This window comes from Pseudomonas sp. 3HC3 (assembly GCF_044904505.1).
Lineage (GTDB): Bacteria > Pseudomonadota > Gammaproteobacteria > Pseudomonadales > Pseudomonadaceae > Aquipseudomonas > Aquipseudomonas putida_Y.
In genome coordinates, this window is record NZ_JADDRH010000001.1 from 81,367 (window position 1) to 106,599 (window position 25,233).

31 protein-coding genes are annotated in these 25,233 nt (G+C 58.3%); 20 read left to right on the forward strand and 11 right to left on the reverse strand.

Going from position 1 to position 25,233, the window contains the following annotated elements; genetic code table 11:
• The first annotated feature begins 42 nt into the window (after positions 1 to 42).
• The 9 genes from INQ47_RS00600 to INQ47_RS00640 all read left to right on the forward strand — a co-directional run bounded on the left by INQ47_RS00600 (position 43) and on the right by INQ47_RS00640 (position 6,284).
• Positions 43 to 1,992, forward strand: a complete 1,950-nt coding sequence (locus INQ47_RS00600; RefSeq protein WP_404700767.1) for a hypothetical protein — start codon at positions 43 to 45, stop codon at positions 1,990 to 1,992.
• A gap of 13 nt (positions 1,993 to 2,005) precedes the next feature.
• Entirely contained in the window at positions 2,006 to 2,809 is an 804-nt protein-coding gene (locus tag INQ47_RS00605; protein ID WP_404700768.1) for a hypothetical protein, read from the forward strand.
• A 96-nt stretch (positions 2,810 to 2,905) separates the two neighbouring features.
• The gene (locus INQ47_RS00610; RefSeq protein ID WP_404700769.1) at positions 2,906 to 3,355 is read left to right on the forward strand and encodes a structural protein P5; all 450 of its coding nucleotides are present in this window, start codon (positions 2,906 to 2,908) and stop codon (positions 3,353 to 3,355) included.
• Complete coding sequence (locus INQ47_RS00615; RefSeq protein WP_404700770.1) at positions 3,352 to 3,846, forward strand: DUF2514 domain-containing protein; 495 nt, start codon at positions 3,352 to 3,354, stop codon at positions 3,844 to 3,846. The genes INQ47_RS00610 and INQ47_RS00615 overlap by 4 nt, the downstream gene beginning before the upstream one ends.
• A gap of 125 nt (positions 3,847 to 3,971) precedes the next feature.
• Positions 3,972 to 4,679 (forward strand): hypothetical protein, encoded by a 708-nt coding sequence (locus tag INQ47_RS00620; protein ID WP_404700771.1) that lies wholly within the window; start codon positions 3,972 to 3,974, stop codon positions 4,677 to 4,679.
• Positions 4,679 to 5,392 carry a hypothetical protein gene (locus INQ47_RS00625; RefSeq protein ID WP_404700772.1) on the forward strand — a complete coding sequence of 238 codons (714 nt, stop codon included), beginning with the start codon at positions 4,679 to 4,681 and terminating at the stop codon, positions 5,390 to 5,392. Before INQ47_RS00620 ends, INQ47_RS00625 begins: the two co-directional genes overlap by 1 nt.
• A gap of 97 nt (positions 5,393 to 5,489) precedes the next feature.
• Complete coding sequence (locus INQ47_RS00630) at positions 5,490 to 5,714, forward strand: hypothetical protein (protein ID WP_404700773.1); 225 nt, start codon at positions 5,490 to 5,492, stop codon at positions 5,712 to 5,714.
• Positions 5,715 to 5,787: 73 nt separating this feature from the next.
• Positions 5,788 to 6,081 (forward strand): hypothetical protein, encoded by a 294-nt coding sequence (locus INQ47_RS00635; protein ID WP_301158879.1) that lies wholly within the window; start codon positions 5,788 to 5,790, stop codon positions 6,079 to 6,081.
• Positions 6,078 to 6,284: a hypothetical protein gene (locus tag INQ47_RS00640; RefSeq protein ID WP_404700774.1), complete on the forward strand. Its 207-nt coding sequence runs from the start codon at positions 6,078 to 6,080 to the stop codon at positions 6,282 to 6,284. Before INQ47_RS00635 ends, INQ47_RS00640 begins: the two co-directional genes overlap by 4 nt.
• A 600-nt stretch (positions 6,285 to 6,884) precedes the next feature.
• On the opposite strand, the gene INQ47_RS00645 is transcribed toward INQ47_RS00640, so the two are convergent.
• Complete coding sequence (locus INQ47_RS00645; RefSeq protein ID WP_404701223.1) at positions 6,885 to 7,922, reverse strand: diguanylate cyclase; 1,038 nt, start codon at positions 7,920 to 7,922, stop codon at positions 6,885 to 6,887.
• 374 nt (positions 7,923 to 8,296) lie between these two features.
• Between INQ47_RS00645 and INQ47_RS00650 the strand changes: the two genes are divergently transcribed.
• The 4 genes from INQ47_RS00650 to INQ47_RS00665 all read left to right on the forward strand — a co-directional run bounded on the left by INQ47_RS00650 (position 8,297) and on the right by INQ47_RS00665 (position 11,398).
• A complete protein-coding gene (locus INQ47_RS00650; protein ID WP_404700775.1) occupies positions 8,297 to 8,782 on the forward strand; it encodes a DUF2165 domain-containing protein in 486 nt (161 codons plus the stop codon).
• A 45-nt stretch (positions 8,783 to 8,827) separates the two neighbouring features.
• Entirely contained in the window at positions 8,828 to 9,544 is a 717-nt protein-coding gene (locus tag INQ47_RS00655; RefSeq protein ID WP_404700776.1) for an SDR family NAD(P)-dependent oxidoreductase, read from the forward strand.
• Between the two features lie 400 nt (positions 9,545 to 9,944).
• On the forward strand, positions 9,945 to 10,751 hold the full coding sequence (locus INQ47_RS00660; RefSeq protein WP_404700777.1) for an HNH endonuclease: 807 nt from the start codon (positions 9,945 to 9,947) through the stop codon (positions 10,749 to 10,751).
• 116 nt (positions 10,752 to 10,867) lie between these two features.
• Positions 10,868 to 11,398, forward strand: a complete 531-nt coding sequence (locus INQ47_RS00665; protein WP_404700778.1) for a GNAT family N-acetyltransferase — start codon at positions 10,868 to 10,870, stop codon at positions 11,396 to 11,398.
• Positions 11,399 to 11,463: 65 nt separating this feature from the next.
• On the opposite strand, the gene INQ47_RS00670 is transcribed toward INQ47_RS00665, so the two are convergent.
• The 3 genes from INQ47_RS00670 to INQ47_RS00680 all read right to left on the reverse strand — a co-directional run bounded on the left by INQ47_RS00670 (position 11,464) and on the right by INQ47_RS00680 (position 12,776).
• On the reverse strand, positions 11,464 to 11,730 hold the full coding sequence (locus INQ47_RS00670) for a DUF3077 domain-containing protein (protein WP_404700779.1): 267 nt from the start codon (positions 11,728 to 11,730) through the stop codon (positions 11,464 to 11,466).
• 149 nt (positions 11,731 to 11,879) lie between these two features.
• Positions 11,880 to 12,122, reverse strand: a complete 243-nt coding sequence (locus INQ47_RS00675) for a hypothetical protein (RefSeq protein WP_014860884.1) — start codon at positions 12,120 to 12,122, stop codon at positions 11,880 to 11,882.
• A gap of 474 nt (positions 12,123 to 12,596) precedes the next feature.
• Positions 12,597 to 12,776, reverse strand: a complete 180-nt coding sequence (locus tag INQ47_RS00680) for a hypothetical protein (protein WP_404700780.1) — start codon at positions 12,774 to 12,776, stop codon at positions 12,597 to 12,599.
• Between the two features lie 260 nt (positions 12,777 to 13,036).
• Here INQ47_RS00680 and INQ47_RS00685 point away from each other — a divergent pair, with 260 nt between their 5' ends.
• Genes INQ47_RS00685 through INQ47_RS00695 form a run of 3 tightly spaced genes read left to right on the forward strand, consistent with a single transcriptional unit; the run spans position 13,037 to position 14,489 of the window.
• Positions 13,037 to 13,450 carry a thiol-disulfide oxidoreductase DCC family protein gene (locus INQ47_RS00685; RefSeq protein WP_404700781.1) on the forward strand — a complete coding sequence of 138 codons (414 nt, stop codon included), beginning with the start codon at positions 13,037 to 13,039 and terminating at the stop codon, positions 13,448 to 13,450.
• Positions 13,435 to 13,995, forward strand: a complete 561-nt coding sequence (gene folE / locus INQ47_RS00690; RefSeq protein ID WP_021785002.1) for a GTP cyclohydrolase I FolE — start codon at positions 13,435 to 13,437, stop codon at positions 13,993 to 13,995. Before INQ47_RS00685 ends, folE begins: the two co-directional genes overlap by 16 nt.
• Positions 13,996 to 14,030: 35 nt before the next feature.
• The gene (locus tag INQ47_RS00695; RefSeq protein WP_404700782.1) at positions 14,031 to 14,489 is read left to right on the forward strand and encodes a DUF3429 domain-containing protein; all 459 of its coding nucleotides are present in this window, start codon (positions 14,031 to 14,033) and stop codon (positions 14,487 to 14,489) included.
• A gap of 118 nt (positions 14,490 to 14,607) precedes the next feature.
• Here the strand turns inward: INQ47_RS00695 and INQ47_RS00700 are convergent, their stop codons facing one another.
• Complete coding sequence (locus INQ47_RS00700) at positions 14,608 to 14,922, reverse strand: hypothetical protein (protein WP_404700783.1); 315 nt, start codon at positions 14,920 to 14,922, stop codon at positions 14,608 to 14,610.
• Positions 14,923 to 15,060: 138 nt separating this feature from the next.
• A complete protein-coding gene (locus INQ47_RS00705; RefSeq protein WP_404700784.1) occupies positions 15,061 to 15,336 on the reverse strand; it encodes a Fic family protein in 276 nt (91 codons plus the stop codon).
• Positions 15,337 to 15,382: 46 nt separating this feature from the next.
• On the opposite strand from INQ47_RS00705, the gene glsB reads away from it, so the two are divergent.
• Positions 15,383 to 16,291 carry a glutaminase B gene (glsB, locus tag INQ47_RS00710; protein WP_103462615.1) on the forward strand — a complete coding sequence of 303 codons (909 nt, stop codon included), beginning with the start codon at positions 15,383 to 15,385 and terminating at the stop codon, positions 16,289 to 16,291.
• A gap of 39 nt (positions 16,292 to 16,330) precedes the next feature.
• Here the strand turns inward: glsB and INQ47_RS00715 are convergent, their stop codons facing one another.
• Positions 16,331 to 18,742 (reverse strand): TonB-dependent siderophore receptor, encoded by a 2,412-nt coding sequence (locus INQ47_RS00715; RefSeq protein ID WP_404700785.1) that lies wholly within the window; start codon positions 18,740 to 18,742, stop codon positions 16,331 to 16,333.
• 254 nt (positions 18,743 to 18,996) lie between these two features.
• On the opposite strand from INQ47_RS00715, the gene INQ47_RS00720 reads away from it, so the two are divergent.
• A complete protein-coding gene (locus INQ47_RS00720) occupies positions 18,997 to 19,653 on the forward strand; it encodes an HD domain-containing protein (RefSeq protein ID WP_404700786.1) in 657 nt (218 codons plus the stop codon).
• Positions 19,654 to 19,682: 29 nt separating this feature from the next.
• Here INQ47_RS00720 and INQ47_RS00725 read toward each other — a convergent pair whose 3' ends face one another.
• The gene (locus INQ47_RS00725) at positions 19,683 to 20,846 is read right to left on the reverse strand and encodes an AAA family ATPase (protein WP_028698080.1); all 1,164 of its coding nucleotides are present in this window, start codon (positions 20,844 to 20,846) and stop codon (positions 19,683 to 19,685) included.
• A 145-nt stretch (positions 20,847 to 20,991) separates the two neighbouring features.
• Here INQ47_RS00725 and INQ47_RS00730 point away from each other — a divergent pair, with 145 nt between their 5' ends.
• Positions 20,992 to 21,465, forward strand: coding sequence for an anti-virulence regulator CigR family protein (locus tag INQ47_RS00730; RefSeq protein ID WP_404700787.1), 474 nt, complete (start codon positions 20,992 to 20,994; stop codon positions 21,463 to 21,465).
• 81 nt (positions 21,466 to 21,546) lie between these two features.
• Here INQ47_RS00730 and INQ47_RS00735 read toward each other — a convergent pair whose 3' ends face one another.
• Together INQ47_RS00735 and INQ47_RS00740 are read right to left on the reverse strand one after the other, a co-directional pair.
• Positions 21,547 to 22,311: a hypothetical protein gene (locus tag INQ47_RS00735; RefSeq protein ID WP_252459991.1), complete on the reverse strand. Its 765-nt coding sequence runs from the start codon at positions 22,309 to 22,311 to the stop codon at positions 21,547 to 21,549.
• A gap of 64 nt (positions 22,312 to 22,375) precedes the next feature.
• Positions 22,376 to 23,653 carry a bifunctional O-acetylhomoserine aminocarboxypropyltransferase/cysteine synthase gene (locus INQ47_RS00740; RefSeq protein ID WP_252459989.1) on the reverse strand — a complete coding sequence of 426 codons (1,278 nt, stop codon included), beginning with the start codon at positions 23,651 to 23,653 and terminating at the stop codon, positions 22,376 to 22,378.
• A 223-nt stretch (positions 23,654 to 23,876) separates the two neighbouring features.
• Between INQ47_RS00740 and INQ47_RS00745 the strand changes: the two genes are divergently transcribed.
• Positions 23,877 to 24,035: a hypothetical protein gene (locus tag INQ47_RS00745; protein ID WP_404700788.1), complete on the forward strand. Its 159-nt coding sequence runs from the start codon at positions 23,877 to 23,879 to the stop codon at positions 24,033 to 24,035.
• 114 nt (positions 24,036 to 24,149) lie between these two features.
• Here INQ47_RS00745 and INQ47_RS00750 read toward each other — a convergent pair whose 3' ends face one another.
• Positions 24,150 to 25,145 (reverse strand): 5'-nucleotidase, encoded by a 996-nt coding sequence (locus INQ47_RS00750; RefSeq protein WP_004575390.1) that lies wholly within the window; start codon positions 25,143 to 25,145, stop codon positions 24,150 to 24,152.
• Positions 25,146 to 25,233: the final 88 nt, after the last annotated feature.

Here is a 25,233-nt window from a genome sequence, read left to right on the forward strand (position 1 = left end):
ACCAAGCCCGCCCTGTGCGGGCTTTTTATTGAGGAAGATTTGATGAGCGGCCAACAGACCCTTCAGGAGCTGGACCGGATTGTCGGGACGACGAACGTGCTACTGCTGTCGCCCGAAGTGAAGATGATGGACGTTGGTGGCGGGGTCATGCGACCGACCAACGCACTAGTGATGACCAACCTTGCGACCTTACTGGGTGGGGCGATGCCCTATGCATCGGTGGCGCTCGGGCTGGCAGGGACAGCAGACGGCACGAATTTCAGCGTTCTTTCGAGCGCTGACGACGAGTATGTGAACGTGTACCGCAACACTGCAGGCGCTGCGGTGTTCGTGGATACCTACCCCAATGCCAAGAAGGTCAAGCAGGTGCAGGACAGCACCCAGTTTGCGGTCGAGACAGCACCACCCCGCAACATGTCGGAAACCCACCCTTGGGCCCTTACCGATGAGCTGCTTCGGGTAATCCTCGGCGTGAGAACCGACGGTGTCGTCGATGCGATCCTCGACCGGCTGCCTGGTCTGTCGCTGGTCGGTGACTTCGCGTGGGCGCTCTGTGATCAGAATGACACTGTGATCCTTGGAATCAAGTGGAGCGGCGAGGTCGTCTTCTATCAGCCGCCGGCAAGTGCAGCTAGTTCCATGGCATGGGTTGAGGGACCGCCTGGCCAGCGTGATGTTTGGGTCTTGGTGAGTGGGATTCCATATCAGCTTACCTCCAGCGGGGACAACACTGATCCTGAACTGCTGTCCGGCACCGTCAGTTTCCTGCGTCGCTTCAACGCCGTGAGCGTCCAATCGGTCGATGCTCCTATCGCGGGGTCCGTGGCTCCATATGTGATGAAGATCCTGCACATCCTGTTCAACGGTCAGTCGCTGATGCGTGGCATCGGATCCGGGGCGCCCATTACCGTCCAGCCACCAGCGGCAAACCGGCTATTCACCCTCAATGATGGGGTGCAGTTGACTGACGAGACTGGGACCCTCACCGAAGCGATGGTCGCTCCGTTCAAACCGCTGACTGCCAAGTCTCTGGAGTCGCCTGCGCTGCAGACCGCCGCGAACATCAATCGTATGCGCGGGCTGCCTTCAGATGTCGGCCTGCTCACCAGCGACCATTCCCGCGGCGCCCAGGGCATCACCTCGCTGAACAAGGGCACTATCCCTTACAACAACAGCATCACCGCAGCCATGGCCGCGAAGGCCGAGGCCGATCGGCTGGGCTACGCCTACGAGATTCCGTTTGTTGGCTGGAACCAGGGGCAGCATGACGGAGGCATGGCTGCCGGGGTGTACATCGGTCACCTGCTTCAATTGCAAACCGACTACGACACCGACCTGCGAGCCGTGTCCGGGCAGTTGAACACCATTCCGATGCTGCTGACCCAGATGAGCAACTGGACCGCACCTTCCTACAACCGCTCATTTAGCAACATCCCGCACGAGCAGTTGCAGGCAGCACTGGAAAACCCCGACAAGTTCGTCATGGCCGGGCCTCAGTACTCTTTGCCAAGCAACGCCGACGGCATTCACCTGCCTGCGGCGTCTTATGCGCGAGACGGGGTGATGGTTGCCCGAGCGGCGAGAGCGATCATCAACAAACGTCCTTGGCTGCCGCTTCACTGCTTGTCCGCCAAGCGTTCTGGGGTAACGGTCGATCTGCGTTTTCACGTTCCTACCGGGCCGCTGGTTATCGACACCGTGAACGTGCTGGACCCTGGTTTCTACGGCCTGCGCTGGATCGACAGTACGTCTAGCGCGACCCTTACCAAGATCGAGAAGACCGGTTTCGATACCCTGCGTCTCACCCTGAGCAATGAGCCTACAGGCACCGATGAGATGATAGGCATCGCCGACATCGGTGTAGCAGGCAGTCGTGCGGGACCGACTACCGGGCCAAGAACGTGTATTCGGGACAGCGCGCCCGACCTCGATGCAACAGGCACCCCGGTCTACAACTGGGCCTGCCACCAACGAATTCAAGTCACCAACTGATGGAGTGCACCTCATGGCTTTGCGAGGTCAACTGATTGTCTTGCCTGGCGTCCAGGCACCTGCAGCACCTGGTGCGGTGAAACTGAACGTTTCCGCCGCAGACCGCATTGCATCCTCAATGCCATACATTCACCGCGCCATGGCACCCAAGAGCCTCGTAGCACTTCCTGAGGGGGGCGTCTCCGGATATTGCCGGGTTACTGGCGAAAAGCTGCTCCAGAAGGGATCTACTCCATCGGTCCTACGCCTGAGCACCGTTGGCGGCAAGCCCGCACTGGGGTTTTCTGCCGATGACAGCCTTGGCTCGCTGGCTTTTCAGCCTGGTAGCATGCCGACGTCGTATACGCTGGTCATGCTTGTGGCGATTACCGAGCCAACGAACCGGCTGAATTTCATGATGGGTTATACCGGTGAGACTGCGATTGCCACTGTCCTGCGCTATGACACAACCACTGCGTCTCCTGAGGTAAAGAGGCTCATAGCTTACGGAAGTACCAACAGCGCCCCTTATGCTGAAACGCCGAAACCTGCAGGGACATGGGCGGTAGTTGTCGTGGATTACGACGACACTACCAAGAAGGTCTCTATCGCTGTGAACCAAGTGGACACCTTTGTCGAAAACACTAAGTCAACAGCAAGCGCTGCAGCAGCAGACAGCTACTTGGAGATCGGCTATCACGGAAGCGGCAATAGCCTGCGGACCTCGAAGGTGGGGGACACCTTCGTGTTCAATCGATCGCTCCGCACCAGTCCGACCAACCTGGCGCAACTTGCGCAACTGGTCGCTGCGCTGAAAACCGAGTACGGCATCGCCTGATCTGCAGGATTTGAAAATGGCCGCCTCGAGCGGTTTTTTTATGCCTGAAATTCCCTCAGCCCGCCATGAGCGGGTTTTCTTTCGTCTGGAGAAACCATGTCCACACCGCGCGGCGTTCGCAATAACAACCCGGGCAACATCGATTTCAACCCCCGCAACGCGTGGCAGGGCCAGCTTGGCTTGGAGGTGGGCGTGGCCAGCCCGCGCTTCGCCCGCTTTGACAAAGCCGAGAACGGCATCCGAGCTTTGGCCAAGCTACTGCTCAACTACCGCGGCAAGGATGGCATGCCTGGGGTGGGTCGCCCTGGTATCGATACCCCGCTGGAATTCATCAGCCGTTGGGCGCCGGCCAGTGAGAACAACACCTTGGCCTATGCCCAGGCCATCGCGAAGCGCCTCGGCGTAGGCGTTCGAGATTCGATCGACATCTCCAAGCCGCAGGTGCTGCGTGAGGCTGTGGTGGGCATCATCGTCCACGAAAACGGCGGCAACCCCTACAAGGCCGAAGTGATCGACGAGGGTGTGCGGAGGGCCCTGGCTTCATGAGCCCGTGGGCTGGAGTTGCCGCAGGCCTGGTGCTGTTGGCTTCCCACTGGGCGGCCTATGAGCACGGTCGCTCAGTGGAGCTTGCCCAGGCCGGCCAGCAATCAGCGAAGCGGGACAGCGGCGATCGACTGGCAGAAGTAATTGGCGAGCGCGCGGCGCGTCAGGAAGAACACCGGCGCGCAGATGCGCAGCAAGAGGCGAGGGTAAAAGGGCATGAAGAAAGAACGATTGCTGATGCTGGCGCTGTTGACGCCGATGCTGCTGGTCAGCGGCTGCGCGACGAAGCCGGAAAGCTTGCCGCCTCCGTCAGTTGCCCCGGCACGGATACCGCCGCTGTCGCCAGAGGCGAGGCAGCCGCCCGCGCCGCTATGGTGCTCTCCGACTTGCTCGAGCGGTCTCTCGAAGCGAATCGAGAGTTGGCGAAGGCGTATGATAGAGCCCGAGTAGCTGGCGACCAATGCGTACGTGAGTACGACGCTTTCATCGAGTGATTCGATTCTGTCTCCTAAACCACGTGAACGTCCTTTAAGAAAATCCTCGCTACCGCTATCCTTTGGTCCAAGTCGTCCTTAGCGTTCAGAGGAGCTGCGCTTCCTCCTCTGTGTTCGAGATTCAGATGTTCGTTTCTAATTGCGAGATCAGTATGTTTGATAAAAGTTTTTTTTATTCTTGCCAGTTGGCCCTTTTTGTCGGCAGCGGGACGGTACGAGCGGATGACTTAAGCTCTCTAATTCGAAGTAGGCTTGATATCGGAGAATATGAGCCAATGTTAATTCCTGAGCAGCCAGGTATGCCTGCGGAATTTCCGCGATTGCATATCAATACGGCTGAGGGATATCGCTTGTCAATGAGCAAGGCTCGTATTGATTTTATTCTTGAGTTACCGCTGGGGCTAGATAAATCGCATATCGATAGTTTTAAAGTTAAGTGTGAAGCGCTTGGTAGTCTATTAGGTGAGAAAGGGTTTAATTTCACAAGGATTGGCTGGGTAAAAAATGCCTTCAGTCAGAGCGACACGCCTGCGCAGGATATGATAGAAGCTTTGGCAAAGTTTTCTTCAGAACAAGTCTCTGATTTTTCAATGTCTGTGACGAAGAAGGTAACTATTGGGGATTGGTGCGCGAATAGTCTTTACACTATAACTAATGGGGTCGGACCGGCTGGTTTGACAGGAGTTGTATGCGTGCGAGATATAAACAATGATCCATTGCATCCTATAGTAATAGCGGCTTCTCAAGTTGGTCGTATAGTAGAGGAGTTTGATCGGGTCGCGTCGCTCGATAGTATTGAGCTATTTGTCAATGGCGGCGAAGGATTATTCTAATGGATAGTAAAGGCTCATCAGGAATGAATGCCGATCTATTAGCCAAGCTTTTTGCTCAGAGTCTTAGGTCCGTCTCTGGGAAATCGACCTCCAGCTCAAGCGTTTCTTCCAATATCCCGACAGCCTCGTCGAATCCAACGCCACAAGTATCTGCCTCGGTAGATTCAGATATTGATGTTAATAAGAAAATCGACGATTATATGCAAGTGGCTTTTGCACAGGTTAATGCGAGGCTAGATGAGCTTTATAAAGAAAAGGCTACATTTATTTCTCAGGCAGAGAAGAAAGTAGCTAAAATGTTGCGCGATTCCACCGGTATGATGAACTCTATTCAAACGAGTCTTGAGTCGGCTCGAAATCTCACAGAGAAATCAATTGAGACACAAGTGCGCTTGCAAGAGGAAGTAAGCGCTATTAAAGGGAATGCGGTCTCTGCACTGTCTATATTTGTATCGTTTTTCGCGTTCATCACGGTGTCGATCAACGTCTTTTCTAAGGCTCAGAATGTCGCAGCAGCCTGTGGCTTGGTTTTGGTTTTTTGGTGCTTGCTCATAGGGTTTAATATTTTGATTGGTTGGCAACTTAATACATTGCGGCACTCAGGATTGGCGTGGTTTGTTTTGATTGTTGTGCTGTTTTTGTCGTTTGTATCTATGATTGCTATGTATCATTTTGCACCGGACCTTGTTTCTGTCTCTAAGTCGGTGATGTGATTTAGGAGGCTGGCTCTTTCGGGTTGTTATGATGAAAACCTATGCGGCATCGAATGAGTCGGCCTAACTTAGACGTTTAAATTGATGGAGCACTGTATTGGACATGCGCAACTTCATTGGAATGGTCGAGGCCGGCGAGCCGTTGATTCAGCAGGCTATCGACGCCCTGCGGGAGTATCACCAGGCCCAGGATCGCGGTGCGCCGGCGGAGGAGATCGAGCGCCTGCGTCTGCTGGCTGAATCACTGTTCCAGGTGGTGTCCGATTACCAGCTCCGCGTCATCGCCAAGGCCAGAGGTAAGGATTTGCCACCTCTTCACTGATCCGCTGATCGGCAATTGCCCGCGATCGATCCCGCCTATACGATACTGTTTATGCATACAGTGTTGGTGCCATATGTACTTCCTCCTCGTTCGCCGCCGTGTGAATGGCGTGGCCATCCCTACGAATCAGCTCGGCAAGATCACACCCATCCGGGCCGACATCCACATCGGCGACCACCACAGCGAGCCGCTGGGGCGGGTATCGACCCAGGCCTGGGTGTTCAACCCGTCGCCTGGTCCGGATATCATCCCGCGGCTGCACGATGCCAAGGTCAACGGAATGGCCCAGCTCGGCATCAACATCAACGGGGTGGAGGAGATCGATGGCGTTCTGTACGCGCAGTCTTGGTGGTGCAGGGTGGAATGATGGTGGGAATACCACAGGCCTGGGTGGCGGTACTGGACGACCAGACTGCCCTGATAACTGATCCTGATGGGCGTGCGGCTGTGCTCAGTGAAATGGCCTATGCCGCTCACCGGAGACAGGAAGTCGATGACGGCGACCTGGTCGACATGCTGGAGATCGTCGAGTCGGCCAGGCTGTGGGCGCTGGATGGGGCAGCCCTATGAGTAGCTATATAAAGGAAGGGAAACGGTCGGCAGAGCGCCGTGGGCGGGCTGGCCGGGGCCAGTGACTTTTGAAGTGACTTTGTTCTGTTCGGTTCTTCATCGTTAGACATCGTTGCAGCGAGCGTCTGGCGGAAAAACCAATGCTTTCAAGCAGCTACGGCTGCCTTCCACGCATGGGGTGCAAGGGGTCGAGTGTTCGAATCACTCCGTCCCGACCATATATTTCAATGACTTAGGCCATTTCCGCAAGGGATGGCCTTTTTCATTTGCGTGACTTTTGCGTGACGTCTCAGGATTTTACGCCTGCCTCCTCTTCAAAATTGTCAGCAACGGCCCACGCGAGTCCGTCGCTGAAACTTTGTTCGCCGCCTTTATCAACACTCCCTCACCGAAGCGGCATCAGTGAATCTCGTGGCTCGCCGGGACCCGCTGAGTTTCAGCGCCCCCTCAATGCCGAAGCTCAGGGCGCTAACTCAATTCGTTTCATGAAGCGCACGATTGCGGCTTTCGAACATCGAACGTTCGCTTAGCGAGCGCCTGTCCAGATGAGGCGCTCTCGTATAGGGGAGTATCGCTCCATGTTACCGAGTCTTAACGTCCTCAGGATAACGCTGGCACATAGACAACTTGGTCACGCCCCCCATGTTTGGCCGCATAGAGACCGCCGTCAGCGCGCTTTATTGCATCATCAATCTGCTCACCCTGGGTGAGCAGGGCGCATCCGATGCTCATGGTCATCTTCCGAGCGCCGCCGGGCAACAAAAACGGCGCGCTGCCAATTGACTGACGCAAGCGCTCCGCAATCTGCGTTAATTCTTGGCTATCTTTAACCCGTAGCAGGGCCACGAACTCCTCTCCTCCCTGGCGTACCAGCAGGTCATCTGGCCGAAGCGTAGCCCGCAGTCGGCGGGCACACTCGCAGAGCACTTTATCGCCGGCATCGTGGCCATGCTCGTCATTGACGGATTTGAAACGGTCGAGGTCTGCGTATACGGCTCCTAGCTGTAAACCTCGCTCCTCAGCCAAATGAAGCTCTCGGTTCTGAAATGCTGCCAACGCCCCGCGGTTCCATAGTTGTGTCAAAGGATCAAGCAAAGCCCTGCGCTGCCCGCGATCCATTTCAACACGCAGAGCGCGATTGACCTGCGCTAGGCTCCGCAGTTGCAAATAACCCTCGGTGAGCGTGGCTAAGTCCCGAAAATTAGCCTGTTGCGCCTCGCTGAGCTTCCGCGGCCGAGGATCGAACATGCACAGGGTGCCGATGGCTTTGCCATTTGAGGCACGTAACGGGTGGCCCGCATAGAACCGGATATAGGGTGGGTTCAGCACGAGGGGATTGTCCTCGAAGCGTGAATCGCACCTGGCGTCGGAAACCATCAAGGTATCTTCACCGAGAATCGCGTAGCCGCAAAAGGACACATTGCGCTTCGTCTCGCTTACCTCGATGCCGATTCGAGCCTTGAACCACTGCCGATCCTGATCGATTAGGCTGATCAGAACGGTCTCGACCTGGGCTAGTTCTTGGGTGAGTCGTACCAAGGTATCAAGATAATGCTCGGCCGGCGTATCGACCAAGTCCATATCATCAAGTGTGCGCTGACGAAGTGCTTCATCAGAGGGTAGGGGACAAGCTGGCATGTCTGTTACTCCACTCCTTGGTTCGATTTTTTCCACAAACGCGGATAGAAAACTCTCAAGCATCTTGACCAATGCCGCACACGCTCGGCGCCTTCAGGCCAGGCCAGCCGGAATAGAGAGCATAGCAAACCGGTTGGCTCTATCCCGGATCCTCCAGTGGGTAATACCTTTGGCGATGATCGGCGCGGCTCGGTCGGTCGCCCAAGACCTCGACAAACTTCTCAGACCTACAGACGGCTTGAACGAACGGTTGAGGTTGTCGCCCCAGGCAGCCTTATTGGAAAACCGGTATTGACCTCGAGTTAAGTCAAGGTTTTAGAGTGGCGTCCGGACGCTCTCGCTGCTTTCGGAAACGAACTCACAAAGGACCAGGAATGGACACTCCGACTTCACTGCTGATTTTCCAGATCACCTGCTGTATTGGCTTGAGCCTGTGGCTGAGTATCAGCCTGATCAACAACCTGCATGCCTTTGCCAGCTCAGCCGGGGCGATCGGGGAGACCATGTCGATGGCGCCGCTGGCCCAACCTCCCGCAATCAGGCTCCCTCTGCTGGTGCGAGCGATGACCTCTCACGCCATCCATCGCTTGGCCTTGTCGATCATAGTGCTGACACAGGCAGCCGCCGCTCTCGCGGCCTGGGTGGGGTGCTATGAACTGCTGCTTGGCGCTGGCTTGGAGGTAGCGCGGCCCTGGTTGAACCTGGCCTTGAGCGCAGCGCTCGGGTTCCTGCTCGCGATGCTGCTGGGCGGGATATGGTTCGGCTACTGGATCCGCCAGGAAGGGTTGCAACTGACCCATCTGCTGTTGATGGTCTGGATCCTGCTGCACTTCGTCGTACTGAATGTCCGCTGGAGTTGAACGGCCCAGGGAAGCTTGGAGCATTTCAGTTAAAAGGAGCAACAGATGAAGATGATGATCGTAGGCGCCGGAAGAGGGTTGGGCCGGGCTTTGCTCGAAGGGCTCGGCAAGCCAGGGGACACGCTGATCGGCGTATCACGCAATCAGCCGTCAGACTTGGCCCTTGCCCCGGGCATCGATCTGCAGTGGGTCGATGCCGACCTTGCCAAGCCAACGGCGGCTGTAGCACAGATCGCGGATCGGACACCTGCCGATCTGGATGTCCTGATCTACAACGTTGGCATCTGGGAAGAACACGCCTTCAGTGAGCACTATGCATTCCTTGACGACAGCGACGAATCGATCACCAGGCTGGTCGAGGTGAATATCACGGCCACGCTGCTTCTGCTCAAGCGCCTGGTGCCCAAGTTGCTTGGCGCGCCCCGGCCGCAGTTGATCCTCACCGGTTCGACCTCAGCTCTTCGCCAGAGTGGGCGCCCGGAGGTAGCGTTCGGCGCCTCAAAGTTCGCCCTCAACGGCATGGCTGATGCGCTGCGCGAAGGTTTTAGGGATGACAACCTGGCGGTGACCGTGCTTCAACTGGGTTATCTGAATACCGACGACTCCCTGAACACTCCATTGGCACAAGCCGCAGCACGTGGCGAGCGGCGCCAGGTACCGGTGCATGATGTGGTCACTATGGTCGACGCGCTGTTGCGCTTGTCCGGGGCTTCGTTCGTACGGGAGCTGATCTTGCCGGCTATCGGTGATGAGCGCTTCTGAGGCCAAAGCTGCCATCAGCCCTCAAGTTTAGTGGCTGTGCTGCCGTCGGTGCTCGCCTGGTGTCATGCCTCTTCAGGCTCGAAGCGCGCAAGAAAGAAATGGAATTCATAAACCCAACGAGAAACGCAATTTCCCCTGGGGACAGGTTTGAGCGAAACGGTCTGTAGCCGTGCCGTTTCGTCTTTTTTTTAAATCGATTACGTCACTGAAACCGCATGGATTGGACGCTTATACCACTATCTTGAAAACCGTTGAGCTACGCAAAACCACCCTTGCAGAGAATTCGCTTGAGCGGTTAGGGCGACTGTGATCACGCAGGAATGTTGTCCTTTTTCCACTGCGCTGTAGGAAAATTCCTCTTTTTTGATAGGCTTCTGCCGTCAGTCGAGAGGAAAATGGAATGCCCGTCGTCATAGTTGAAAACGATACATCACAGTGGGAAGACCAGACAGGCGCTGTCTATCACTTCCCCAAGCGTTACCAAACCTTGCTCGCTCAGGGAACCGAGGTTGTTTACTACAAAGGGCGTATAAAAGATAAAGCCTTTGCCTCGGTCCGTCTGAGTGCCAATCCGCACTATTTTGGCAAGGCACGTATAGGCAAGGTCTACGCAGATAGCAGTAGTAATAAGGGTGATCTTTTTGCTTTGATTGAAAATTTCATTCCATTTGAAAGCGCTGTTCCCGCAAAAATCGACGGCGCGTACATGGAGACTATCCCCGGCAGCCGCGCGAGTAACTACTGGCGTGACGGGGTTCGGCTCATTTCTCAGTCTGATTACGACGCTATCTTAAGCCACGCGAAGCTTTTAGATCCGCGGTTGGATACTGCTCTGCCGCAATCAGAAGACGATTCGATTACATTTGAATCGGCTAATGAAGGCAGCAAGACAAGCTACTTTGGCACCCGATACGAACGCCGGAAAGATCTTAGGATGAAGGCCATCGCTATTCACGGGCTTCACTGCAAAGCATGCGGTTTTGATTTCCAGCAGGCTTACGGCGAACATGCAAAGGGCTTCATTCACGTTCATCACGTAGTACCTATTTCGAAATTTGGTGGAGAACAGGCTGTGAATCCTGAGACAGACCTCGTAACGTTATGTGCCAACTGTCATGCGGTAGTCCACCGCAAGCGCGACATGACCCTCAGTGTCGATGAGCTGAAAGGCATGTTACGCGGACGATGGGTCATCGAACCTCAGTAGGCATACACATCCAAGCGTACCCGGGCTATAGCCTAAATGCAGCGCTCAATCCAATAATACGAATATCTTCTGACGCGCCATTAGCTCTCGCTGAAGCAATGCACAATGGAGGTGGTATGCTCGCTATTCGCCCTGTAGCAGCAACTGATTGGCAATCTTATCGGGATCTACGTCTGCGGGCCCTGCGTGACTCTCAGGAGGCTTTCGCGAGTACTCATGAGCGCGAATCAGGCCGGGACGACGATGATTGGCGTACCCGCGTATCCGCCGTCGCTAGCTCCAGCATTGCTCAAGCTTTCTTCGCTCATTGGAATAATGAGGCGTGTGGCTTGGTGTGGTGCAAGGCATCCGACGTTGAGCCAGGCGTTGTCGAGATTTTCCAGATGTGGGTTGCGCCTGATGCACGTGGGATCGGAGCTGGGAGTGCCTTGCTTGAGAGAGCTATCAAATGGGCTGAGGATCACGGTGCGGCACGTGTTCGTCTGGGTGTGACGATTGGAGATAGCCCGGCGATGAACTTGTACAAAGCGAGCGGATTTCATGCAGTTGGCGCACCGGAGCCTTTGCGTGAAGGTTCGGCTTTGATGTCGCAATCGATGGAACTGAATCTTGGACCGCGTCCAGCGAGAAAAGAGGCAAGGGGCTAGGTCGTTGAGTCGCCTTCAAAACCAGGAGTCGCATTAGGTCTTGAAGGCATCCAGTCAATGATGAGTCATTCGCGCATCATGCCCAGTTCAGCATCATCCATCAGCGCCTTGGCCAACGCGCAAAGGTAGTGCGAAGCCCAGATTAACTGAGGTTTGTCTTCCATCAATCCATCCAGAGTCATGTCCCGTGCATAGCCCATCAGCTCGGACGCCTGTTCACGGGCACTCTGGCAAGGTGTGCCGGCTTCGATGCGGAAGAGGGGATGGGTCTGGTTTTCACCTTGGTAGAAGGTGGTTTTGCCGACGGTGAATTTGGTTTCTTCTGTGGACATTGTTCAGTTTCCCCAAGATTGCTTCAGCCTGTACGGGCCTATTCGCGGGTGAACCCGCTCCTACAGGAGCACGGCAGTTTTCAAGGCTGAGGGAGTGCCTGGGAGGGGATCCGCGAAGAGGCCGGCCCAGGCAGTACATCAGCGAGACGTCAGTGCGTAGTGCGAGGTTCAGTGGGCATCTGCACCTGGGCTATTGCGGACTCGAGTAAAGCTCTCAAGGTCTCCAGTTCATGCATCGAGGTCATCATCAGAATCGACGCTGGTGACTTGGGCTGCAGCAGCATTGCCTGATGCACGACAGTTGCAGCGCAAAGCGCGTAATCCGTGGCCTGGATCAGGGTGTCTTCAAGGCAGAGGGACCGGTGGGGTGGGTCTGGAACGATCTTGAGCATGGCGTAACTCCAACGTCGGAAAGTGGAGCTACCTCAACCTTGCTGTCAAACAAGATGGTGGCAGCTGTACGCGGGTTGACAGACCGAGACGTTGGCACTCGGCGCACCACAGGGTGCCCACACGTACAGCCGCCATGAAAGCGAGCACATGAGGACAACGTCAGCGGTCTGTCAAAACCGGTCGCTGAATTGGCAGCGACGGATCGAGACTAGGGCTGACTATTTCCATGTGCAACGAAAATCAGGCGCGAGGAGTATCTTTGGGAAATGGCCTACAAGGAAGGGGTAATTTCTGATTTTTCGACCCGCTCCCGTTCCTCAAAACTTAAACAGGAAACAGGCGGGCAAAAGAAAACCCGCCGAGGCGGGCTAAGTACTATCACGTAGGGATAGCTTCATCCTGCCCAAGCCACTGTGAAAATTGGGTGAAAGAAAGGTCCCCATAACATGATCATCCAGAGGGCCCCGCGCCCTTCAAAGCTCGGCTTTCTGCCGCTGGTGGCGCTGAAAGCGGGTAACCGCGATCTGGACGATAGCTGCCACGAGGCACAGCAGGCCGACTTTCCAGCTGCCCTCCAGGCCGTAATGCTCGGCGATCTTCCCAGTGATGATGACGCTAACGAAGATGGCGAAAGGCAGAGTCAGTTTGTTCATCAGGTCTTCCAGCAGGCTGCAAGGGCTTGAGTGAATACGCAGTTCACCCAGCGGAAATGCCGCGATCTTAGCAAATCCGGGTGCGGCGAGTGGAGGGTGCCTGCCATGGGAGGTTTGGTGGCAGTGAGATCGCGCGGGCGGCGCGCGATCTCACCGGCAACACAAATCCACCGGCGGCCCCCCCCCGAGCCCCCCCCATTGCGAATTTCCTGGTTTCAGCTAACTTATACAAAAACCTGTACAATCATGCGAGGTTGTACATGTATTGCAAGTGGCCCTTCACGCTGTACTTTGACGGCGCCTGCCCATTGTGCGCTCGGGAGATCGCCTTCCTGCGCATGAAATCGACTGGGGGAAAGCTCACCCTGGTTGACATCAGTGCTGATGATTTCGATGCAGGGGCGTTGGGCTTCACGGTTGAACAACTGAGGTCATGCCTGCATGGAAGGTTCGCGAGCGGGCACTGGGTTACAGGCTTGGACGCCACCTTGTGGAGTTGGCGTGCTGCGGATGTGGGCCTGTGGGTCGCGCCACTGTCCTGGCGTCCGTTACGTCCCGTGCTTTCGGTTCTTTACAGGCTGTTCTGTCGATTGAGGCCACACTTGGCCTGGCTACCACATCCCGATGGCGGGCACCGCTGTAGCGGTGAGGAGTCCAAATGTCACATTCGTTAGCCGAGCACTTTCATGAAATCCTCGTCGGCATTGGTGAGAACCCGCAGCGCGAAGGGCTTCTGGATACACCCCAGCGTGCGGCAAAAGCGATGCAGTACTTGTGCAACGGGTATGCCCAGGATCTTCACGAGGTCGTAAACGGTGCTCTGTTCGAGAGTGAAAACGATGAAATGATTGTGGTGCGTGACATTGAGCTCTACTCATTGTGCGAACACCACATGCTGCCGTTTATTGGCAAGGCTCATGTCGCGTACCTGCCAACAGGACGCGTGTTAGGCCTTTCCAAGGTTGCACGCGTGGTGGATATGTTCGCCCGTCGTTTACAGATACAGGAAAACCTCACGCGGCAAATTGCGTATGCCGTGCAGGAAGTCACGGATGCCGCAGGGGTGGCGGTCGTGATCGAAGCCAAGCATATGTGCATGATGATGCGCGGTGTAGAGAAGCAAAACTCGGTGATGATTTCATCCGTGATGTTAGGTGCATTTCGCGACGCCCCCTCGACGCGGCACGAATTCCTGAACCTCATTGGACGACACAGTTGACGTCCGGTCCTGAACCGTCGCGAAGGGGCGCCCAGATGAATACCGATGCTACTGCGTTATCTCCAAGCCGCTTCGCTGCCCTGGGTTACGGCGGTCTGCTGCCGTTTATTGGTGTGGCGCTGCTCATCCTTTTTTGGGCTGAATATCGAGCGTTTTTCTCGATGATGCTGGTTGGCTATGGCGCGGTGATATTGAGCTTCGTCGGTGCCCTGCACTGGGGGTTTGCCATGACGTTGCAGGGTTTGCCCGCGAAGCAGCGTCAAGAACGACTGGTGTGGAGCGTTATACCGGCCCTGATCGGTTGGGTTGGCACGTTGCTGCCTGTGCCGGTGGGGTGTCTGGTGTTGACCTTTGGTTTTATTGGCCATCTTTGGCAGGATCGCAAACTGGCGCAAGCGGTGCCTGGGTGGTATCTGCCGATGCGCGTGCATTTAACGGCTGTCGCGAGCCTCTGTTTGCTGCTCAGTGCACTCGCCGTATTCATTGATTTTTGAAACCCCAATCCACGCTTCGATCCGTTCTACCCTGCCAGAGTGAGCGCTACGGATAACCCAGTCGCGGGGCTGCGCGGCTTGCTTTTCGTTCCATGAATAGACGCTCTTCCACTCAACACTATGCATCCGTCTGTGTCTCTGCTCCCTGATGCGTTTGAGCGGCTGAGCGCTGGGCGGCAAGCACTTGTTGCGCGGTCAGCTCGATGTAGTCGAACACCGCCTCGGGGACCCTGTACAGGTACTGCTTACGCCGATTGTTTGACACGCTCCCGCCATTGCTCAGGCACATCATGACCAGGTTTGCGAGGTCGCTGCCGCGAACATCGAATCGCTCATCAACGGCCCTGTAGACGGCGTCATAGTTTTCCAGAAAGGCCGTCTCATCGCGCAGCTCGACCTCCAGCGCAGGTGAATACAACGCACTGCGTGGCATCCCAGAATCGGTAGATCGCGTCAGCTCCGATGAACTCAAATGTAAACTGCTCGTGATCGATCCATTGCACTTGCCAGTATTCTCGCACGGGCCCGGAATATCCCTGAAGTGTCTCCAGATACAGGCGTTCTTCGCGTTTCATGGCAACCGAAACAGGAAGCAACAGGCCGTTTTCAAGCGCCCGTTCCCATCCATGAACGGGTGGATGAACACGAACCCGAATGAAATGATGCTTGCCGCCATCACGGCCGACAGATTGCCTTGTGGATTATCATCGGTGCGGCGCGTGGCCGGCCCTCGCAGCTTTTTACAGCTGCCTTCACGGCCGTAACGCGCGGCGATCTTCCTGGCGATGATGACGCTGACGGTGATTTGTTTCTGAATGTGTGATCTCTCCCGCTCAGTCTTCGTCAAGAGGAATGCCCCTAGCCGTCGTCTGGGGATTGATACAGGGCCTTCCATGCAAACGCTGTTGAACGAGATTCTTGACGAAGTACGTCCCTTGATCGGCAAGGGCAAAGTCGCTGACTACATTCCCGCGCTGGCTGACGTGCCGGCGAACCAACTGGGTATCGCTGTCTATGGCAACGATGGCAGTTACCACTGCGCAGGTGATGCGCAGGTGCCATTCTCGGTGCAGAGCATTTCCAAGGTGTTCAGCCTGGTTCAGGCCATTGGCCATTCGGGTGAAGCCATTTGGGAGCGGTTGGGGCATGAGCCTTCGGGGCAGCCGTTCAACTCTTTGGTGCAGCTGGAGTTCGAGCGCGGGCGGCCGCGTAACCCGTTCATCAATGCAGGGGCATTGGTGATCTGCGATATCAATCAGTCGCGCTTCGCTGCCCCCACGTTGTCCATGCGCGATTTTGTCCGACGGCTTTCAGGCAACCCCCACATCTCGATCAATACCCGGGTCGCTGATTCGGAATATCAGTTTCGCGCGCGCAACGCTGCCATGGCGTACCTGATGCAGTCATTTGGCAACTTCCATAACGAGGTCGAGACGGTGCTGCGCAGTTACTTCAGTTACTGCGCACTGCAAATGAACTGCCTGGACCTGGCGCGGGCATTCTGCTTCCTGGCCAATGATGGATTTTGCAAGCACAGCGGTGAGCAGATCCTGACGCGGCGCCAGACCCAACAAGTGAACTCGATCATGGCCACCAGCGGGCTGTATGACGAGGCGGGGAATTTCGCCTTCAGGGTGGGTTTGCCTGGCAAGAGTGGTGTGGGTGGCGGGATCGTGGCGATCGTGCCGGGTCAATTTACCGTATGCGTGTGGTCGCCGGAGTTGAACGCTGCGGGCAACTCCCTGGCCGGGATGGCGGCGCTTGAGCTGCTCAGTTCGCGGATCGGATGGTCGGTGTTCTGATCTGCGAACTCAGGGGCCATCAGGCGTCGCCTTGGCGGGTCAGAACGCATACACCAACGTGGCCGTGGCGCTGCGTGGGCTGCCATACCAGCCGCGCGCGCCAATCGCCGTGTAGTAGGTTTTGTCCAACACGTTGTTGAGGTTCAGTGAAACGCTGGTCTGCGGCGTGAAGGCATATTGAGCCATCAGGTCGACCACGCTGTAGGGGTCCTGGGTGAACGTTTCGTTGTTGGGCCCGGCGCTCTTGTAATACTCGGTACCCTGCCAGCGCACACCACCCCCTACCTTCAACTGTGGCAGGGTCGCCAGGCGGTAGCTGGTGAACAGTTTCAAGGTGTCTCGCGGTATTTCAGTGTTCAGGCGGTCGCCATCCGAATCCTTGCTCACCGCATAGGTGTAGCTGGCCGAGACCTGCCAATCAGGCAAAATCTCGCCCGCCATTTCCATCTCGAAACCACGTGTCTTGGTACCCGATTCGGCACGGTAGGCCTGGTTGCCGTCTGGCGCCAGGTTGCTTCCGTCGGCTACCGCCAGGTTGTCCTGGTGTACCTCGAATACGCTGAAAGCCGTGGTCAGCCGCTGGTCCCAGAACTCACTCTTCAGACCGAGCTCGTAGTTAATGCCTTCCAACGGGTCCAGGTAGGTCCCGTTGATATCCTTGTTGCTCTGCGGTTTGAAAATGGTGGTGTAACTGGCATAGGCCGACCAGTTCTCGTTGAGGTCATACACAAGGCTAAGATAGGGCGTGACGACCCCGGTTTCGCTACGCGAAGTGCGGCTTGTAGCGACGGACGACAGGGTGGTAGAGGTTTCGTCGCGTTTCCAGTCGATCAGCCGCGCCCCGGTAATCAGCGACAGGTCATCCGCCAGGCTCCAGCGTACCGAAGCCACCAGGCCGTCCTGGGTTTCATCCAGCGCGTCTTCCGAGGACTTGGCATGGATGGCGTCCGGTATCGCCAGCGAACCGTCCCAGGTGTAAATGTTGTCGATGGTCTGGATCGTCCACAGTGGGTAACCGTCGTTGCGGTAGTAGGCGCGGTAGTGACTGGCCCCGACGTAGGCCTGGTGCTCGCGTGACAACAGCTCGAACGGGCCCGACGCCGACAGGTCGAACGAGGTCTGCCGGGGCTCGCCGGCCCAACGCCCCGTCCAGGTGCTGATGCCACTGCCATCGGGCTTGACGGTGCCGCTGGCAGCCGTGGCAAAGGTGTCGTCATAGCTGCGACGGCTGTGTTCGGCATTCACTTTCAACTGCCAGCCGTTGTCCAGTTGATGCTCCAGCGTAGTGAATACCGTCTTGGTGCGACGCTTGTGATAGCTCCAGTCCGAAGCTGAATTGAACGTGCGGGAGGGGCTGAAGTGACTGCCATCTGAATTGAACATCGGGAAGCCGTGGTTGCCTGCCCCGTCGTTGTCCATCTCCTGATATTCCGCACCTGCTGTCAGCATCGTGCTGTCGGTGATGTCCCACTCCAGTACCCCATAGGCCACCTGCCGTTCCAGCGATTGGCGGTCGACGTAGCTCTGGCTGTCGGTATTGGAGGCGACAAAACGCCCGCGGACATTGCCGCTTTGCGTCAACTTGCCAGAAACGTCCAGTTCGGTGCGGTAGTTGTCCCACGAGCCCGCTTTCAAGGTCAGCTTGCGTTGTGTTTCCAGGGTCGGCTTCTTGCGGATCAGGTTGACGGTGGCGCCCGGGTCGCCAGTGCCTGACATCAGGCCCGTGGCACCGCGCACTACCTCTACCCGGTCGTAGGACACCATGTCGGAGAGGTCGTCCCTGAAGCCAAAGGTATCGGGGCGGTTGATGCCGTCCACCTGGATGCTGCCGACCTCGAAGCCGCGCACGTAGATATGGTTGGCGTCGCTGCCGGTGGGCCCCATGCTGTCAACGACCACGCCCGGTGTCTGTTCAAGCACCTGGGCGACATCGTTCAGGTTCTGGTCTTCAATCTGCTGGCGGGTGACCACGCTGACCGATTGTGGTGTCTCGCGTGCTGACAGCCGCAGCCCGGTTGCAGTATTGACCGAGCCGGTGGTGTAGCTGCCGGTGCCTTCGGTGGTGGCACCCAGGGCCATGCTGGAGACGGTGGTTGCCGCAAGCTCCATGGCGCCATCCTGTTCAGCGCTAATCAGCATGAAGCGCTTGTCGCCCGCTGCCTGCACCTGCAAGCCACTGCCTTGCAGCAGTTCTGCCAACGCCTGATGCAGCGCGTAATTGCCGTGCAGCCCTTTGCTGTGTAAGCCAGCGACTTCTTCTTGGCTGAAACTGATGACTGCCCCGCTGGCGTCGGCAAACTGGTCGAGTGCGTGAGCCAATGACCCTGCCGGGATACTGTAACCCACAGGCTCGGCCCAGGCATGTGCAGTGCCCAGCAGCGAGCCCGCGAAGCTGACCGCTAGTGCGGTTTGGCGAATACGGGTGGCGGGGGAGGAAAAGCGAGCGGACATCCATTGACTCCTTGCTGATCGAATACAAGTGCTCCCAGTAACAAACGTGTTGTTGACGGAAATACTTAGTAGCAAGGTGCTGATAGGGCTGAGGATCTACTTTGGCAGTAACATCCTCATCGCAGCACAAGGCTGCTCCTGCCAGTGCTGTACAGGCTTTGAAATTGACATGCATGCTCTCGGTACTTGCCCAGGGCAGCGTCCGGACGGCGCCCGTGAACCCGTGCATTCACCGGAAATGGAACCTACCGAAGATGACCCGCGAAGCGTTTGCCCCTTATCAGTCTCTTGCCACTGACTTGCTGAAGTATCTGCCGCCCGACCAGAATGATGGCTCCCACGACTTGGCCCATATTCATCGCGTGTGGGTCAATGCGCAGCGCATCCAGCGGGTGGAGGGTGGCGACCTTGAAATCGTGCTTGCGGCGACGGTGCTGCACGACTGTGTGGCGGTGGAAAAGCATTCGCCGTTACGTGGGCAGGCCTCGACGTTGTCGGCGAACAAGGCTGCATCAGCCCTTGCTGAGATGGGCTGGCCGAGTGTGCGTGTTGAGCAAGTAGTGCATGCGATCAAAACGCACAGTTACTCGGCGGGGTTCGAACCGCTGACACGTGAGGCCTGCATCCTTCAGGACAGTGACCGGCTTGACGCCATAGGCGCGGTGGGTATTGCCCGGTGTTTTTACGTCTCCGGGCGAATGGGGTCGGCGCTCTATGACTTCGAAAACCCTTTCGCGCAGCAGAGGGCGTACCAGGACGGGGCGTATGCCATCGAGCACTTCCAGACCAAACTGCTCAAGCTCGCCTCGGGCTTTAAAACCCAAGAAGGGGCTCGCCTCGCTGCCGAGCGTCATACCCGGCTTGAAACCTTTCTTACCCAGTTCATGGATGAGATTACCGGGGCCGGTTAGTCATGCCGGGCTCGTACCGTCACTTGAATTCAGTCAGCCCAGCGCCACAGCGGCTCATCCAGCAACCCAACCCCCCGCAGCTGGGTTTGCCCTTGTATTTTTTCCAGCTCTAGCACATTGCACCCGTCACAGGCTGCCAGCGCGTTGATTAATGGCGCACTGTGCGATACCACCCAAACCTGGCTACGGCGTGATGCACGAATGATCAGCCGCGCCAAGGCCGGGAGCAGGTCCGCGTGCAGACTGGTTTCCGGTTCGTTCAACACCATCAGCGATGGCGGCCGTGGTGTGAGCAGGGCAGCCATCAGTAGAAGATAACGCAGGGTGCCGTCCGACAATTCAGCACCCTCGAGCGGGCGCAAAAGACCGTGCTGGTGCAGCCTTACACTGAACAGCCCGCCAGGTGGCGCATTGATCTCCAGACGGCTGCCGGGAAACGCGTCATTCAGCGCTTCCACCAGATCCTCCACATCGCCAATTTCGATAATGGTCTGCAACGCCGAGGCAAGGTTGCGCCCGTCGTGATGCAGCACCGGCGAGCGAGTGCCCAGTTGGGGTTGACGGCAAGGCGCATCACGGTCAATCCGGAAGTGATCGTAAAACCGCCAGCTGTTGATGAACGCGCGCAGGTCACCGATTTCCGGTGCCTGGCGGGGCCGGCCGACGATGTTGAAGAAGCTCTCGCCGCTGTCAGCATGCTGATCGAGCACCGCCCAGCTGTTGCCCTCGCGGGCCCGCACCAGGGCGTTCTTGCGCTCGACCAGCAAGGAAGAGGGTCGATAGGCGCCAGCGCCCCAGATGGCTTCACACTTTATTTCGGGGTCGAGCATGAACGCGGTCGGGTACGGCAGGGGAATTGGCAGGCCGAGGGTGATGGCAAACCCGAGGTCCTCGGTGGCAAAGCCCAGGCGCAGGCGCCTGGCTTCGCTCGGATGCTGGCCTTGGATGGGCACTTCGCCGCGCCGCATTCGTGCGCTGGTTTCTGGGCCGGCCCACCAGGTCGAATCCAGCCCGCCTTCACGGGCGAGGGCTTCGACCACACCGCCCTGTGCGGTTTCGGCCAGCAGGCGCAGTGCCTTGTACAGGTTGGATTTGCCGCTGCCATTGGCGCCGGTCACCAGGTTGAGTTGGCCCAGCGGCAGCACCAGGTGGTTGATCGAGCGGTAGTTGCCGATGGCGAGGGTAGTGAGCATGCAGTGCTTCCCAGCGTGGACCAGGCGACCGATTGTGGCCGAAGCGTGCCTGCCTTGTCAGCCTCCCTGCTGAGGCTGTTGCCAGTGAAGCAGGCGTGCGCACCGTCTATAGTGTGGGGCAACCTCTCGCGCAAAGGATGCTCACATGGCCAGATCACCAATCATGACTGCCATTGTCACCTCATTGGCGGTGGTCTTGGCCTCTGGCCCGGCGCTCGCCGACCCGGGTAACGGCAAAGGCCAGGGCCAAGGTCAGGGGCACGGCAAGGGCCAGGCTCAGCATGCCCAGGGCCAGGGCAATTCGGGCGGCCACAAGCAGAGCGCCGGCGGCAATAACTGGCACGGCGGCCCGTCCATCGACCGTCGCGATGTACTGGGCATCCTCGGTGGCCACCGCAACTACTGGAGTCCGGGCCCGGCATTGCCTCCAGGCATTCAGAAGAACCTGGCCCGCGGCAAGCCCCTGCCACCTGGTATCGCCAAGAAACTGGATGGCCGTCTGCTGGGGCAGCTGCCTCACTATGACGGGTATGAGTGGATGCAGGCAGGCGCAGACCTGATACTGGTCGCCGTGGCGACCGGGATCATCTATGAGGTGTTGAACGGGGCGTTCGACTAAGGCCGCAGGTGCGAGCAGTCCGCTCGGTCCCTGCAGGCGCTGGCGTGCCTGCGATGGGCTGCGCAGCAGCCCAATGGTCTATCAACGCCGTCGCAACAAGGCGGCCAGTCCAATGGTCAGCACCACAGCGCACAGCATGGCCAGCCCGATGGTCACGCCAACGCCCCACGTTTCCAGCAGCCCCGCCAATACCAGATAGAACGCAATCACCCCCACCGCGCCGATCGCATTGCCCCGCACCATCGCCGCCATCCCGGCTCGCCCGCCCTGCACATGCGCGAACACCACCAGCGGCCAGGCAATCACCGGAATCGGCGCCAGCATCCCGCTGGTCGCCGGGCCCAGCCAACTGGCCAGGCTGGTGGTGATCATCAGCAGGGAAGTGGCAGATACCATGCGCAACGGGATTTCCCAGTGCCGGTGCCGGGGACGGGCCAAGGTATCAGGTTTGGGCTCGCGGCCGCTGGCGCGGATCAGCACGCCGATCAGCACCAACGCCACTGCAATCGACAGGTACAGGCTGCCCCAGTGGGTAAAGGCATAGGCGGCCAGGCCATAGAACAGCAACGCCAGCAGTACGGCCACGGCGATGCCGAGTGTGCGCGTGGCCAGCAGGTAGACGGTGTAGGTGGCCTGCACCGCCGCCAGGCCGCCCAGTGCGCCGGGCAATGCGCCCAGGGCGAAGGCCGTGCCCTGTTCCAGGCACAGGAAGGTCATCACCAGCGCCGAGGTGATCGGCAGGCCGGACAGCAAACCGCCTAGCAGGCCTCCCCAGCGCCGGGAGGCGAGGGAGATGGCCCACATCAGCAGGGGGGTGATGGTGAGTTTCAGGTAAAACAGGGTCATTGCGGGTGCATCCAGGCTTGATGAAGGTGCGCCCGCCTTCGACATTGGGTTGGGCGCGGAGGAATCAGCCGCGGCTGGCCTCCAAGGCCTGGGCCAGGTCGGCGATGATGTCGTCACTGTGTTCGATGCCGATCGACAGGCGCACCATGTCCCGTGGCACGCCGGCCTTCTCCAGTTCCTCGTCGTTGAGCTGACGATGAGTAGTGGAAGCGGGATGGCAGGCCAGTGACTTGGCGTCGCCGATGTTCACCAGGCGTACCACCAGTTGCAACGCGTCGATGAAGCGCGCGCCAGCCGCCTGGCCACCCTTGATACCGAACGACAGGATCGACGCCGGCTTGCCGCCGGTGTAGCGCTGGGCCAGTTCATGTTCGGGGTGGTCGGGCAGCCCGGCGAACTTCACCCAGGCCACCTGCTCGTGGGCTTGCAGGTAATGGGCGACCTTTAGCGCGTTCTCGGTATGGCGCTCCATGCGCAGGGCCAGGGTTTCCAGGCCTTGCAGGATCAGGAAAGCATTGAACGGCGACAGCGCGGCGCCCGTGTTGCGCAAGGGCACCACACGGCAGCGGCCGATGAAGGCGGCAGGGCCGAAGGCTTCGGTGTAGGTGACGCCGTGGTAGGACGGGTCGGGGGTGTTGAGCAGGGCGAAGCGTTCCTTGTTCTCGGCCCAGGGGAATTTGCCGGAGTCGATGACGATACCGCCGATGCTGGTGCCGTGGCCGCCGATGTACTTGGTCAGCGAGTGCACGACGATGTCGGCGCCGTGCTCGAATGGCCGGCACAGCACCGGGGTGGCCACGGTGTTGTCGACGATCAGCGGCACCCCGTGGCGGTGGGCGGCCTCGGCCAGCGCAGTGATATCGACGATATTGCCGGCGGGATTGCCGATGGACTCGCAGAATACTGCTTTGGTACGCGCATCGATCAGCGCTTCGAGGGCGGCGATATCGTCATGGGCCGCGAAGCGGGTGTGGATACCCATGCGTGGCAGGGTGTGCGCCAGCAGGTTGTAGGTGCCGCCGTACAGCTTGGCCACCGAGACGATATTGTCGCCGGCTTCGGCGACGGTCTGGATGGCGTAGGTGATAGCCGCCATGCCCGAGGCTACGGCCAGCGCGCCAACCCCGCCTTCCAGGGCGGCCATGCGCTGCTCGAGCACGTCGTTGGTGGGGTTCATGATGCGCGAGTAGATGTTGCCGGCAACCTTCAGGTCAAACAGGTCGGCGCCGTGCTGGGTGTCATCGAAGGCAAAGGAGGTGGTCTGGTAGATCGGTACGGCCACCGCCTTGGTGGTCGGGTCGGGGCTGAAGCCCGCATGGATGGCAAGCGTTTCCAGCTTCATGCAATCGTTCCTTGAGCGTGGGTGGAAGCGTTCGAGCATGCGGCGGCGAGTGGGCATGGGTCAAGGAGGATCATTCTGGCGGTCCCTGCGTGGCGTTTGCGGCCACTGGGTCGACAGTAAAGATATGCAAAGTTTCCCTGTGCCATCACACCGCAGCTCTAGAATCCTGCCGCTGCCCTATCAGCTAAGGCAGGCAGCAGATCTAGCCTTGTGGAGCGTTTCAATGAAGTCGAAAAACCTTTTGCGCGCAGCCTTGGTGGCGGCGCTGGTATCCGCCTTGTCGGGTTGCTGGATGTTCATGCCGCCGGGAGGTGACGGTGGTCATGGTGGGGGTGGCCACGGCGGTGGTTTTGGTGGCCATCAGGGTGGCGGCCCGCGCTAAGCTGACCCCGCGATGGACCGCGCCCTCTCGGCCGGGTTGCAAGCGCGTACCCGGCACGGGCGCATGCACCTTGGTCGCCCGAACCGCGCGTGGCACAGCGCCGGTGTTTGCGCCTTAGGGCATGCAGGATGATGCGCTGATCGGCAGTTGATCCTGCTTCACGTCGGGTTCCTGAGGCGAGCGCACTCTGTTCGCCACCCCAAACGGTACATGCACCATCGGCAGGTTCCCCGCTGGCGATTGCAGGTGCGTGCGCTGGTCGTCGAAAAACACATGCGGCTTCAATATCGATAACACCCTGGGTTTATCCATACCGCCTAGAAAAAAGCACTCATCCGGGGATACGCCCCAATCCTTCAAGGTCGTCACCACTCGCTCATGCGAAGGCGCGTTGCGCGCCGTGACGATGGCAATGCGCAGAATCCGCTGGTACGTCGGGTCCTCGGCCAGCTTGCGGTCCTCCAGCATGCGTATCCGCGATAGTTTGCGGTAAAGGTCTGCCAGTGGCCCCGGCGAATGCGGGGTGCCCTTGTGCATGCGCTCGTGTTCCTGAAAGTCGTCCAGGTTGTCGTTGCGCTTGTAAACACTCTCTGCCTCGTCGTCGGCAATCACGCCATCGAAGTCGAAGGCCACCCGCAGCTCAGTATCGATTTCATCATCGTAGATGCGCGTAGGCAGTACACGCCCGGCAGGGTAGTTGGCGTCGATGGCCTTTTGCACATCTTCCTCGTTGGCGCTGAGGAACAACGAGGCATTGAACGCCGGGATGTATTCGTAGGGCGAGCGGCCCGACATGAATGCCGCGCGGGTGATGTCCAACTGATAGTGGCTGATGGAGCGGAACACCCGCAGGCCAGTTTCCGGCGAGTTGCGCGAGAGCAGCACTACTTCCACCGGCAACTGGTCGGGGAACGCCTTGTTGATGCTCAGGAAGCGGCGAATGAACGGGAGCGCCACCCCCCTGGGGAACGGCTCGTCCAGGTTTTGCTCCTGGTGTTGGCGGTAAGCCTCGACACCTTGTGTCTGGTAGATGTCATCGGAGACGGAGAGGTCGAACAGCGCACTCGAGGCAACGCCGATGACCAGTTTTTCTTCAATGGGGTAGGGCATGAAGCGGCTCCTGCGAGTGGCATGAAGGCAAGTGTACGCGCACGTTCTGACGAAAGCCGTCAATTGCGCGACTGATCAGTGGATCCGG

Excerpts from the sequence above, each read along its gene's own strand:
- INQ47_RS00660 (WP_404700777.1), top strand. The coding sequence starts at position 9,945 with ATGCCCGTCGTCATAGTTGAAAACGATACATCACAGTGGGAAGACCAG.
- INQ47_RS00700 (WP_404700783.1), bottom strand. The coding sequence starts at position 14,922 with ATGCCACGCAGTGCGTTGTATTCACCTGCGCTGGAGGTCGAGCTGCGC.
- INQ47_RS00680 (WP_404700780.1), bottom strand. The coding sequence starts at position 12,776 with ATGAACAAACTGACTCTGCCTTTCGCCATCTTCGTTAGCGTCATCATC.
- INQ47_RS00665 (WP_404700778.1), top strand. The coding sequence starts at position 10,868 with ATGCTCGCTATTCGCCCTGTAGCAGCAACTGATTGGCAATCTTATCGG.
- INQ47_RS00720 (WP_404700786.1), top strand. The coding sequence starts at position 18,997 with ATGACCCGCGAAGCGTTTGCCCCTTATCAGTCTCTTGCCACTGACTTG.
- INQ47_RS00685 (WP_404700781.1), top strand. The coding sequence starts at position 13,037 with ATGTATTGCAAGTGGCCCTTCACGCTGTACTTTGACGGCGCCTGCCCA.
- INQ47_RS00600 (WP_404700767.1), top strand. The coding sequence starts at position 43 with ATGAGCGGCCAACAGACCCTTCAGGAGCTGGACCGGATTGTCGGGACG.
- INQ47_RS00640 (WP_404700774.1), top strand. The coding sequence starts at position 6,078 with ATGATGGTGGGAATACCACAGGCCTGGGTGGCGGTACTGGACGACCAG.
- INQ47_RS00610 (WP_404700769.1), top strand. The coding sequence starts at position 2,906 with ATGTCCACACCGCGCGGCGTTCGCAATAACAACCCGGGCAACATCGAT.
- INQ47_RS00620 (WP_404700771.1), top strand. The coding sequence starts at position 3,972 with ATGTTCGTTTCTAATTGCGAGATCAGTATGTTTGATAAAAGTTTTTTT.
- INQ47_RS00745 (WP_404700788.1), top strand. The coding sequence starts at position 23,877 with ATGAAGTCGAAAAACCTTTTGCGCGCAGCCTTGGTGGCGGCGCTGGTA.
- INQ47_RS00645 (WP_404701223.1), bottom strand. The coding sequence starts at position 7,922 with ATGCCAGCTTGTCCCCTACCCTCTGATGAAGCACTTCGTCAGCGCACA.
- INQ47_RS00725 (WP_028698080.1), bottom strand. The coding sequence starts at position 20,846 with ATGCTCACTACCCTCGCCATCGGCAACTACCGCTCGATCAACCACCTG.
- INQ47_RS00735 (WP_252459991.1), bottom strand. The coding sequence starts at position 22,311 with ATGACCCTGTTTTACCTGAAACTCACCATCACCCCCCTGCTGATGTGG.
- INQ47_RS00715 (WP_404700785.1), bottom strand. The coding sequence starts at position 18,742 with ATGTCCGCTCGCTTTTCCTCCCCCGCCACCCGTATTCGCCAAACCGCA.
- INQ47_RS00730 (WP_404700787.1), top strand. The coding sequence starts at position 20,992 with ATGGCCAGATCACCAATCATGACTGCCATTGTCACCTCATTGGCGGTG.
- INQ47_RS00655 (WP_404700776.1), top strand. The coding sequence starts at position 8,828 with ATGAAGATGATGATCGTAGGCGCCGGAAGAGGGTTGGGCCGGGCTTTG.
- INQ47_RS00675 (WP_014860884.1), bottom strand. The coding sequence starts at position 12,122 with ATGCTCAAGATCGTTCCAGACCCACCCCACCGGTCCCTCTGCCTTGAA.
- INQ47_RS00625 (WP_404700772.1), top strand. The coding sequence starts at position 4,679 with ATGGATAGTAAAGGCTCATCAGGAATGAATGCCGATCTATTAGCCAAG.
- INQ47_RS00750 (WP_004575390.1), bottom strand. The coding sequence starts at position 25,145 with ATGCCCTACCCCATTGAAGAAAAACTGGTCATCGGCGTTGCCTCGAGT.
- glsB (WP_103462615.1), top strand. The coding sequence starts at position 15,383 with ATGCAAACGCTGTTGAACGAGATTCTTGACGAAGTACGTCCCTTGATC.
- INQ47_RS00650 (WP_404700775.1), top strand. The coding sequence starts at position 8,297 with ATGGACACTCCGACTTCACTGCTGATTTTCCAGATCACCTGCTGTATT.
- INQ47_RS00740 (WP_252459989.1), bottom strand. The coding sequence starts at position 23,653 with ATGAAGCTGGAAACGCTTGCCATCCATGCGGGCTTCAGCCCCGACCCG.
- INQ47_RS00605 (WP_404700768.1), top strand. The coding sequence starts at position 2,006 with ATGGCTTTGCGAGGTCAACTGATTGTCTTGCCTGGCGTCCAGGCACCT.
- INQ47_RS00615 (WP_404700770.1), top strand. The coding sequence starts at position 3,352 with ATGAGCCCGTGGGCTGGAGTTGCCGCAGGCCTGGTGCTGTTGGCTTCC.
- INQ47_RS00670 (WP_404700779.1), bottom strand. The coding sequence starts at position 11,730 with ATGTCCACAGAAGAAACCAAATTCACCGTCGGCAAAACCACCTTCTAC.
- INQ47_RS00695 (WP_404700782.1), top strand. The coding sequence starts at position 14,031 with ATGAATACCGATGCTACTGCGTTATCTCCAAGCCGCTTCGCTGCCCTG.
- folE (WP_021785002.1), top strand. The coding sequence starts at position 13,435 with ATGTCACATTCGTTAGCCGAGCACTTTCATGAAATCCTCGTCGGCATT.
- INQ47_RS00635 (WP_301158879.1), top strand. The coding sequence starts at position 5,788 with ATGTACTTCCTCCTCGTTCGCCGCCGTGTGAATGGCGTGGCCATCCCT.